We start from the raw sequence: 10284 nt of genomic DNA, 5'->3' as shown, positions 1-10284 counted from the left end.
CAGGAAGTGAAAAATTACCAATTGGTAAGGGCCGCCGTTGTACAACCACTCATCCAAGGAAGCAGCTTCCCAGATTGGGTAGAAGTGCAAGCCGATCGCGTTTGAGGAAGGAACAACAGCACCGGAGATGATGTTGTTACCCAGCATCAAGGAACCAGCAACTGGTTCGCGGATGCCGTCGATGTCCACTGGGGGAGCAGCGATGAAGGCGATTACGTAGCATATTGTTGCAGTTAGCAAGGTAGGAATCATCAAGACGCCGAACCAACCTACATAAATGCGGTTGTCGGTGCTGGTGACCCAGTTGCAAAACTGCGACCACAGGTTGGCGCTTTCGCGCTGCTGTAAGGTTGCTGTCATGGTTTTATGATTGCTGTATTTGGTTTTCAATGTTCGTGACGGCTTTGTGTTCCGCCATGTAAATAAATATAAACCTTTTATTTCGGTTTGTAAAGGGGTGTAACAACAGCTTAACTGATGAGAGTCATCAGGAAAGCTGATGAAACGATAAAGAGGCGAAAAGATTGCGTCGCTTCGATCGCACTTAACCCTAACGGGGAACAGGAGCTACCCGAGGTGGAGCAACTGGAGAAGGTGGAGCAACTGGAGCGATCGCAGGTGCAGGTGCAGGGCTGCGAGGAGGTGGAGCACTGCTGAACTGTTGCAGTTGCTGGGGGGTGAGCGATCGCAAAATTCTCAGTCCCAAAGTATTTCGGGAGATGCCCAGGGCGTAGTTTGGCTCTAAATACGGGCGGAACTTTGATTTGTTGTTCAAATAGCTTTCCATGAACGCTAGGCTGAGTCCGTTGAGGTAGCGGCGGGCTAAGGCGGGTTCGGGCCCGATCGCCTGTGCTGGTGGCAAAAAGACGCTTTGAGGGGATTGGTCGATCGTGGAAAAGTGAGTCCCGTTGTTCATCAGCACCAGATATTTGTTCGGCGATGTCAGCCATGTGAAGGGTTGAATTTGTTCGAGCAAAGCGGGGGCGACGGTATCGGCGGTGCCTGCGATTACCATGACTGGGATTTGGATTTTGCTGAGGTTTGTTTCTCCTAAAATGCTGCTGACGATCGGGTTAATGGCGATCGCAGCTTTGACGCGCGGATCGCCGAAATTGTACTGGTTGCGATCGAGGCTGCGGGCGCGGCACTGCAACAGCAGCGAGAGGTTCCAAGTTTCATTTTCCAGCTTGCAGTCTTTGTCTAGCTGTGCAAAGTTAATCTCGGCTCCCGCTAATGTTAAAGCCGTATAGCCTCCGAAAGATTGGCCGATGACGCCGACTCGCTGCAAGTCTAGCTGTCCTCGGTAGGCCGGATTGGTTGTCGAAAGTTGGGTTAAATAATCGAGCAGGTCTTTGATGTCTAGGGGGCGGTTGACAAATTCTGCTGGTTCTGCTACTTCGCTGGCTCTGCCTGTTACTAGGTCTTGGATTTGTTGGGCGTTGCTGCCGGGGTGTTCGGGGACGGCGACGGCAAAGCCGTAGGAGGCTAGGTGTTTGGCTAAATACTCGTAGGAAATGCGATCGGAACCTAAACCGTGAGAAATTACTACGACTGGAGCCGGTTGCGGACTTTTGAGCGGCAGGTAAATGTCGATATCAAAGGTACGATCGCGATTTGGACTCGTCAGAGTTACCGATGATTTTTTCCAATTATAGGGGCCCTTTTCCTGGATCTGTAGCATTTCGGCGGGCGGTATCCCAGACTCCTCGGCTGCTTGTGTTTCCGACAACTTGGCGACTCCGGCGATCGTCCGATTGGAACGGTTGATCAGCGATGTCAGCTCGTTGGCGATACCCAAGCCGCGCGCAATGTCAATCCTGATGCCGTAAGTGGGGAATTTCCGCAGCACGTTGAGAATTGTCATGCCTTCTGGATCTGAGGCTGCTAAAATTAGGGCCGCTCGGATGGCATAAAATCCGGGCTGCCGAGCTTTGGTTTGAATTACTCGCCCCAAGCGTTCCAGCAGCAATTCTCCTTGAGGCGTGTAGAGGAATTGGGCGATCGTCACGTGGCTGATTTCTGCTTTCGCTTGCAGGCCGTTGCGAATCTCCGCTAGCTGTGATTTTTTGGCGTACTGAGCGAAGCCGTCCAAGTTTGAGTCTATTTTGCCTTCTTTGGCGAAGAGTGTCAGGGATTCGATCGGCACTGATACTTCTAGCGGCCCGTAAGTTACATAGATTCGTTCTGCTCCCAAGGCCGGTGCAGCGGTACAAACAGCCGTGAATGCAAACAATCCTAGGTATTTTGGGGCGATCGACCGCCGAGCGCGAATTGCCGCAGTAGAGATACTCGGAAACAGACAGTTCATAACTTTAACACCTAGAACTTCTAATAATTAGTCGGTGAAACGATGTAAATTGTTTCACTAATATTTAATACCAAAAAATCGATCTTTTACTGGGGAAATTAGGTTATCGTGGGAAGTATATCCAAAAGAGCAATTTTCTGACCTAACAAGACTAGCTGAACTTTAAAATTCAACGCCGAGGGGTGAGTGGATTTGAGAGTTGAGAGTTGAGATTTGAGATTTACTCGGCAGATGAATCTGGAAGCTGAAACTTGGGTCTAAAATTTGGGTAGCATCTAGGACTTAAGCCGACGCTTGTATCCGTCTTTGGGCGAGGGGTCAAACCTATTCTAATGCCCATTGATTATTGTTTCAGCTATCCCAGATATTTGCGATCGAGTTTGCAACTATAGCCTGAGTGAGAGAATTTATCATGTTCAATGCAACTGCCATCCTGATTGACGCTTTTGTGCAAGAGCTACAGGCCGGCTACCGCCGCACCTACGGCAAGTACAAGCCTGACTACCCTGAAATTATCGCCTGGGCGGGGACTATGGCTCTCGAAAACATCGCTAACTGCGATGCTCTTTACCACAATGTGGAACACACAATGCTCGTGGCCTTGGTGGGACAAGAGATTCTTCGCGGCAAGCATATTCGCGAAGGGGGTGTGTCGCCGGAAGATTGGCTGCACTACCTGATCTCACTGCTATGCCACGATATCGGCTACGTGAAAGGTGTTTGCCGCCAAGACCAAGAATCTGTGGGACTCTATGCTACTGGTATTGATGGAGGCATGGTTTCTGTGGCGATCGGCGCCACTTCTGCTAGTCTAACTCCTTATCATGTCGATCGAGGAAAACTCGTAATAGACGAACGCTTCGGCGGCCACACATTAATTGATGCCGAACAAATCAAGCGCAATATTGAGTTGACACGCTTCCCAGTTCCTGCTAGCGAAACCCATCAAGACAGAAACAACTATTCTGGGCTCGCCAGGGCCGCCGATTTGATCGGTCAATTGAGTGACCCAAATTACCTCCGCAAAATCAGCGCCCTATTCTACGAATTTGAGGAAGTCGGCACTAATAAAATCTTGGGCTACAAATCCCCGGGAGATTTGCGCCAAAATTACGCCAAGTTTTATTGGAACGGAGTTTTCCCATACATTCCAGCAGCTTTGAACTACTTGGAATTGACCCAGGGTGGCAAACAGATTATTGCCAACCTATACGCTAACGTGTTTCAAGTAGAACACGCTGAACCGCTTGCTTTCACCAAGCCGAACTCTCAAGATTCGCTCAAGTCCTGCGCCAACGGCAACTCGAAGGTTGAAAAAAATAGTGATAATCTTCAACCTTCCATGTCCGGTGGAGATAACAACAAGAAGTTTAGCGATTTTTCCGACCTGAATTTGTGAGAGTGTTTTCGCATAATTCATGATTTATCGACGCGAGTCATCATTAGAAAGTTTTAAGATTTTCTACTTGCTGGCTCCTTTTTGTTTGAGCTACAATAAATACTGTTTACTAGATTCGTAATACAAATTAGGTACGTTGTTGGGCTTTAGCCCTCTTTATAATATTCGGAAAGAGGGCTGAAGCCCAACAACGTACCTCATCTGCTTCCTTGCTCTTGTAGGACAAGATTAAGTAAAATGTATTGAGCTATAATAAGAGTAAGAAATCGTTGTCCCTTAGGGAAATTCAGGTCATGGCAACCAACAACATTGAAGTCGTTTTTAGCTTTGATACAACTGGCAGTATGTACCCTTGCTTGACGCAAGTTCGTCGGAAAATCAAAGAGACGGTAACAAGATTGCTTGATGAAATTCCTGGCATTCGCATTGGCATTATTGCTCACGGCGACTATTGCGATGCTGGCAGCACCTACGTGACTAAACACCTCGATTTGTCTGGCGATGTCGGCAAGATTTGCAATTTTGTGGAAAATGTCGAACCTACTGGCGGCGGCGATGCTCCAGAATGTTATGAATTAGTCTTGCACGAAGCTCAATCACTTTCCTGGACTCCCACTAATTCCAAAACATTCGTACTAATTGGCGACGATATCCCCCACGCACCCGCTCAAACTCCCCAAAAACTTAACTGGCGTCAAGAAGTAGATAAGTTAGCACAGATGGGAATTGCCGTTTACGGCATCCAAGCTCTCAACCGTCCCCATGCTACTTTATTCTACAAAGAACTAGCGGAAAAATCTGGCGGTTTTCACCTCAATCTCGACCAATTTTCCTACATCACAGATTTCTTTTTAGCAGTTTGTTACCAACAATCATCTGACGAACAACTACAAGCTTACGAACAAGAAGTTGTCAGTCAAGGTCGCATGAGTCGCGGCTTAAACAAGATGTTTGATACCATGATGAAGCGGGAAGGGACTGCTGTTTATGAGTCAGTAGAATTGCGCGCTGTCAAACCGGGGAGATTTCAGATTCTCGAAGTAGACAACGAGATTTCTATTAAAGCTTTTGTTCTGGAAAATGGTTTGGCTTTTAAAACCGGGCGCGGGTTTTATGAATTTACCAAAACAGAAACTATCCAAGGTAAGAAAGAAATTGTGCTGATGGAGCGTTTGACAGGGGATTTATTTGAAGGAGAAGCGGCCCGAGAAATGTTGGGTTTGCCAATGGGGGAGACAGTTCGCATCAAGCCGAGCAATCTAGAAAAGTATGCGGTTTTTGTGCAAAGTACCTCGGCTAATCGCAAGCTGATGGGGGGAACTCGTTTCCTTTATGAAGTTGAAGATTGGGATCGTTAATCGATTTTAAATGTCCTAACTACAACCACAGAGTAGGGTGCATCTCACTTTTGAAGAGGGCGAAGCATGACCGCATATAAGTTATTAGTTATAATCCCATATTGACTACGGTCGTGCTTCGCCCCTACAAACATATTTACCAAAAACAGATGCACCCCGCAGAGCAGCGCAGATAATGCTAAAATTTCTATGGTTTGTGTTTGTAGCCTTTCTCAAAAAGATGAGGTATGACTGACAGTTTAATATAACTACTAAACTAGGAGGGCTAAAGCCCAACTACGTACCCGATCTTTTTGAGAACCGCTATATTCTAGTATCTGCGGTTAGACAATATACACTTTTAAATTAATATGCAACCAGAAATTCAGCAGCGAGTTAAACAATTGAGGCAGCAGCTACAGGAAGCTAGCTATGCTTATTATGTTCTTGATGCGCCGATGATGGCTGATGAGGTGTACGATCGCCTTTACCGAGAGTTGCAAGAGTTAGAATCAGATTATCCTGAGTTGATTGCTGCGGAAAGTCCGACTCAGCGCGTGGGAGAAAAGCCGGCTACTCAATTTTTTAGCGTCAAGCACAATATTCCTCTCTACAGTTTGGAAAATGCTTTTAATTTTGAGGAATTGACCAAATGGCAGGAACGCTGGCAGCGAATTGCACCCCCCCTAACCCCCCCTTATCAAGGGGGGGGACAAGATATGATTTTACCTTCCGAGGATGGCATTTCACCGCCCCTAACCCACCCTTATCAAGGGGGAAATGCACCCCCCCTAACCCCCCCTTATCAAGGGGGGGGACAAGATGGAATTGCACATCTACCTAGCAATGACGAAAACAGGGAAATTACTCCCCCCCTTAGCAAGGGGGGGCTGGGGGGGGGTTCCTACCAGGAAATTACTCCCCCCCTTAGCAAGGGGGGGTTGGGGGGGGTTTCCTATGTTTGTGAGTTAAAAATTGATGGTTCTGCTTTAGCGTTAACCTATGAAAATGGGGTTTTAGTTCGGGGTGCAACGCGGGGAGATGGGATTGCGGGAGAGGATATTACTCAAAATGTTAAGACTATTCGCTCGATTCCTCTCAAACTTAATTTAGATAATCCGCCGCCTGTGGTGGAAGTGCGGGGAGAGGCTTTTTTGTCTTTGGCTGTGTTTGAGGATATTAATCGGGAACGGGAAAAAGCGGGGGAACAATTGTTTGCTAATCCTCGCAATGCTGCGGCGGGTACGCTGCGACAGTTGGATTCTAAGATTGTAGATAAGCGACGGTTGGATTTCTTTGCTTATACTCTACATTTAGATGAGGGTAATGAGGAAAAGACGCAAGGGGAATCTTTGGAATTGTTGCGAAGGATGGGGTTTAAGGTGAATCCCAATCGGAAAATTTGCTCTTCGTTGGATGAGGTGCGGGAGTATTACGAATATTGGGATACTGAACGGCGAAATTTACCTTACATGACTGATGGGGTTGTTGTTAAGATTAATTCGGTTTGGCTGCAAAAACAATTGGGTTTTACTCAGAGGTTTCCGCGTTGGGCGATCGCACTTAAGTATCCGGCTGCCGAAGTCCCTACAATTGTAGAAGCAATAACTGTACAAGTCGGGAGAACCGGCGCGCTGACTCCCGTAGCGGAACTCAAACCGGTGCAGTTGGCTGGAACGACGGTTTCGCGGGCTTCTCTCCACAATAGCGATCGACTTTCCGATCTCAATCTCCACATCGGCGATACTGTAATTGTCAGAAAAGCTGGGGAAATTATACCAGAAGTTGTCCGAGTTTTAGCAGAACTTCGTCCCCCAAATGCTCAACTTTTTCAAATGCCTAGCTGCTGTCCCGAATGCACGCAGCCTGTGGTTCGCGAAAAAGGGGAGGCCGTGACTCGCTGCATCAACACGTCTTGTCCGGCGATTTTGAGGGGTTCCCTGATTCATTTTTGCAGCCGGGATGCTCTGGATATTAACGGTGTTGGGGAAAAGTTGGTGCAGCAGATGGTGGATAGCAATCTGGTGCAGTCGGCGGCGGATTTGTTTGATTTGACTGCTGACAGATTGATGGTTTTGGAACGCATGGGTAAAAAGTTAGCAGAAAAGTTGGTAAGTGCGATCGCCCGATCGAAAAATCAACCTTATGCGCGGGTACTTTACGGCCTGGGCATCCGCCACGTCGGCAGTGTCAACGCTCAATTGTTGACTGAAAGGTTTGCCAATGTGGAAGAGTTAGCAGCGGTATCGGCGGCAGGAATTGAGGGAGTTTACGGCATCGGCCCGGAAATTGCACAAGCTGTTTATCAGTGGTTTCGAGTTCCGGCAAATCAAAGTTTAATTGCACGGTTGCAAACTGCGGGATTGCAATTGCATTCAGAAATGAAAACTCAGAACTCGGCAGCTCAAAATTTACAATTTGCAGGTAAAACATTTGTACTTACCGGAACTTTGCCGACTCTGAAACGAGATGAAGCTAAGGATTTGATTGTCAAAGCTGGAGGAAAAGTCACAGGTTCTGTCAGTGCTAAAACCGATTATGTGGTTGTAGGTGAAGATGCTGGCTCTAAGTTGGAAAAGGCTCAATCTTTGGGAGTTAAGCTACTGTCGGAGGCTGAGTTATTGGAACTTTTGGCAACTTAAAAATTGATAATTGTTCGTAAGGTGTAGCCATCAGCAATGTTTGTAGTCAGGAATGAAGTCCTCTAAATTCATGAGGAATGAAGTCCTCACTACGAACCTGTTTTGTGTTTGATATTCGGACTTCATTCCTCTGATTTTGATAAGGACTGAAGTCCTCACTACGAACCTGTTTTGCGGCAGGCGCAAAATAGCCGATCGCAAATTACGCAATACCTCAAAAGGCATAGAAATTGCGCTCGCACTTCGTCAATATACATACTTCTCTCGCCTGGGCGCCCGAATCGGTTGTCGGCACAGGCTAGTTTTGCTAAAATTTGATATAGTTGGGATTTGCGATCGCGCGTAACTGCCAACCGAACAAAGTTCCAGCAATCAGAGGAGATACGTGATGTCGGAAACCCCAGAACAAACACAAACAAATTTGTCGGCTCCAGAAACAAGTTCCGAAAGCTCTATTTCTTGGACTGAAAACGTAAAAAGTAGCGTGGGAAACATCCTGAGCAGTTGGAAGGTGAAAGCAGGATTGGGAGTGGCTGTACTATTGGGAGTCTTAGTGTTGTCGTTTTTCTGGCAGCACATGATTGCAGTTGTAGGTATGAACAGTTGGGCGGCTCGATCGGGCGCTAGGGCGATCGAATGTATGGTAAGAGATACTAATAACGACGAGTATGTCAGTTGCAGCGCCCTCCTCGACCAGCAAATTGTCCCTCTCGAATGCAGTTCTAGTTTGTTAAACATCGGTTGTCGCGTCAATTACGGAACTGCGGCACCAAATCCGAGACAGCTTGGGCCCAGAGCTTCTGCTGATTTTAGATAATTTTTGACTAGCTTTGCCATCCTAAAAATATGATGCCGATGCCAAGCATAAATGAGGGAGGATCTCATTTTTTCAAAACGCATTTTTTATTGTAGTGCGAGCGTCCCCGCTCGCGAGTCTTGCATCGCTCGCGAGCGGGGACGCTCGCACTATTAAATGCAAAACTGAGATACTTCCAATAAATGGTGCGTCAGAATGAGATGAGGGGTGATAATTAAAAATTACCTTTCCTGACGCACCCTACCCTTGAATTGTTCTTTCTTCCTTCTTCCTTTGCTAGTTTGAGAGAATTTTTGATTAGCTTTGCCGAAAATATGATGCCGATGCCAAGCATAAATGGTGCGTCAGAATTAGATTAGGGGTGATGATTGAAAATTACCTTTCCTGACGCACCCTACCCTTGAATTCTTCCTTCTGCCAACTGTCAACTGTCAACTGTCAACTGTCAACTGCCAACTTTTCTTACCAAGGATTTCCGATGAGGGTGAAACTGCTCCAGTAGTAAGGATGAGAAAAATCTTGGGTTTGTTGTTGTATGTTATTCGGTAAATTTAAGTTGCCCGCTGTTGTCAATAATTGCCGATTTTCAATCCGAACTTGACGAGCAATCATCGCCTGTTGAGTAAGTTGCAGAGTTTCTGCCTTAGTTTTGCCTCCTCGAAGCTGGTGGTAAAATTCGCTCATTAGTCCCAAAGTGCCTCCGTCATCAACATACCACAAACTCCCTAAGGCAGATTTGGCGCCGGATTTGACCGCTAAACCTCCAAAACCTAACTCTGCTTCCCGATCGCCCAAAGCAGTTCTACAAGCACTCAACACTAACAAGTCTACCTGCGGATTGCGCCAATTTAAACTCTCCATGTCATTGAGCTGCAATTTGTAATTCCAGAGTTGAATGTAAGAATTGCTCGGTTGTCCCGAGGTGAAGTTAGCATGGGTTGCTAGGTGAACAATCCGAAATCCTTTGTTGGCGTGTTGCGAGTTGAGATTGTCTATAGTGAAACTCGAATTGAGGAAAGATTGCCCGCGCCACTGGGCAGAAATCGCTTCTAATTCGATCGGCACGCTGGGCAAGGGCTTATTGTCAACAAATTCTGACCGTCCCATTGCTAGCACTGTGGCGTCTCTAACTGTCTTATATTCGCGATTAGTCAAGCTAAAACTCGGAATTAGGCTGAAACTGTATTTTTGAATCAAGAAGCCTTTACCGTCGTGCAAAGCGGCAAAGGGCACACTCCGCAATCCGGGATCGACTGACAGCAACAAGGTGTCAATTCCTAAGTTTTGCAAGTCTTTTTCTAGAGGTGCGATCGCCCATTTATAGAGTTGCTGGGCGGAGGGAAGATAACTGGTAGTACCGATTTTTGCGGGATTGATGATTTGTTCGCGGAATTCCTTAACTATGGGATCGAGAGCTTTTCTATTGGCTTCGGGGACGCTGTAGTGAATCGGCCGCCCTACGGGAGGAACTAAAATTAGTTCCAGTCGATCGACTCGCGAGATTATATAGATGATTCCAGACCGCTTGTGAGTTTCCTGTTCGATATTTCTTAATGTTTGTTGGAATTGCGCCATCATCACTTTTTGGTTGGGAAGGTTGGCTTTGACGCCTAGGTATTCTCCAAATTCTTGATTCCTGATTTGTTCGATTCCCCAGACTGTTTTTTCTATGTCGTTACCTTCAAAAAGTCGATCGGGAGGCGGAACATATCCCAGCACTAAATTAGGAGTAGGGTTGACTGCTGGCGGTGTTTCGCGGCGGGGCACTACTGGCGATTGGC

At 46.9% G+C, this 10284-nt stretch carries 6 protein-coding genes and 1 pseudogene; 4 read left to right on the top strand and 3 right to left on the bottom strand.

Annotated elements, in window-relative coordinates; genetic code table 11:
- Both JGK07_RS02975 and JGK07_RS02970 read right to left on the bottom strand, forming a co-directional pair.
- Positions 1 to 360, bottom strand: a pseudogene (locus tag JGK07_RS02975) (photosystem II q(b) protein); the annotation flags it as partial.
- 190 nt (positions 361 to 550) lie between these two features.
- Positions 551 to 2308, bottom strand: a complete 1758-nt coding sequence (locus JGK07_RS02970; protein ID WP_293223939.1) for an alpha/beta hydrolase — start codon at positions 2306 to 2308, stop codon at positions 551 to 553.
- A gap of 412 nt (positions 2309 to 2720) precedes the next feature.
- Here JGK07_RS02970 and JGK07_RS02965 point away from each other — a divergent pair, with 412 nt between their 5' ends.
- From JGK07_RS02965 to JGK07_RS02950, 4 genes are all read left to right on the top strand, one after another.
- The gene (locus JGK07_RS02965) at positions 2721 to 3707 is read left to right on the top strand and encodes an Npun_R2479 family HD domain-containing metalloprotein (protein ID WP_293204729.1); all 987 of its coding nucleotides are present in this window, start codon (positions 2721 to 2723) and stop codon (positions 3705 to 3707) included.
- Between the two features lie 293 nt (positions 3708 to 4000).
- Positions 4001 to 5065: a vWA domain-containing protein gene (locus tag JGK07_RS02960; protein ID WP_293190629.1), complete on the top strand. Its 1065-nt coding sequence runs from the start codon at positions 4001 to 4003 to the stop codon at positions 5063 to 5065.
- A gap of 350 nt (positions 5066 to 5415) precedes the next feature.
- Positions 5416 to 7686, top strand: coding sequence for an NAD-dependent DNA ligase LigA (gene ligA / locus JGK07_RS02955; RefSeq protein ID WP_293223937.1), 2271 nt, complete (start codon positions 5416 to 5418; stop codon positions 7684 to 7686).
- Positions 7687 to 8074: 388 nt separating this feature from the next.
- Positions 8075 to 8503, top strand: a complete 429-nt coding sequence (locus tag JGK07_RS02950; RefSeq protein WP_293190627.1) for a hypothetical protein — start codon at positions 8075 to 8077, stop codon at positions 8501 to 8503.
- A 462-nt stretch (positions 8504 to 8965) separates the two neighbouring features.
- On the opposite strand, the gene JGK07_RS02945 is transcribed toward JGK07_RS02950, so the two are convergent.
- Positions 8966 to 10078, bottom strand: a complete 1113-nt coding sequence (locus JGK07_RS02945) for a CHAT domain-containing protein (protein ID WP_293241362.1) — start codon at positions 10076 to 10078, stop codon at positions 8966 to 8968.
- Positions 10079 to 10284 lie beyond the last annotated feature (206 nt).

The sequence above is a fragment of the Microcoleus sp. PH2017_24_DOB_U_A genome (genome assembly GCF_020738205.1).
Taxonomy (GTDB): domain Bacteria; phylum Cyanobacteriota; class Cyanobacteriia; order Cyanobacteriales; family Microcoleaceae; genus Microcoleus.
The sequence above is the reverse complement of the archived record's forward strand: the minus strand, read 5'-3'. Positions and strand labels throughout refer to the sequence as shown.

Excerpts from the sequence above, each read along its gene's own strand:
- JGK07_RS02970 (WP_293223939.1), bottom strand. The coding sequence starts at position 2,308 with ATGAACTGTCTGTTTCCGAGTATCTCTACTGCGGCAATTCGCGCTCGG.
- JGK07_RS02965 (WP_293204729.1), top strand. The coding sequence starts at position 2,721 with ATGTTCAATGCAACTGCCATCCTGATTGACGCTTTTGTGCAAGAGCTA.
- JGK07_RS02960 (WP_293190629.1), top strand. The coding sequence starts at position 4,001 with ATGGCAACCAACAACATTGAAGTCGTTTTTAGCTTTGATACAACTGGC.
- ligA (WP_293223937.1), top strand. The coding sequence starts at position 5,416 with ATGCAACCAGAAATTCAGCAGCGAGTTAAACAATTGAGGCAGCAGCTA.
- JGK07_RS02950 (WP_293190627.1), top strand. The coding sequence starts at position 8,075 with ATGTCGGAAACCCCAGAACAAACACAAACAAATTTGTCGGCTCCAGAA.
- JGK07_RS02945 (WP_293241362.1), bottom strand. The coding sequence starts at position 10,078 with ATGGCGCAATTCCAACAAACATTAAGAAATATCGAACAGGAAACTCAC.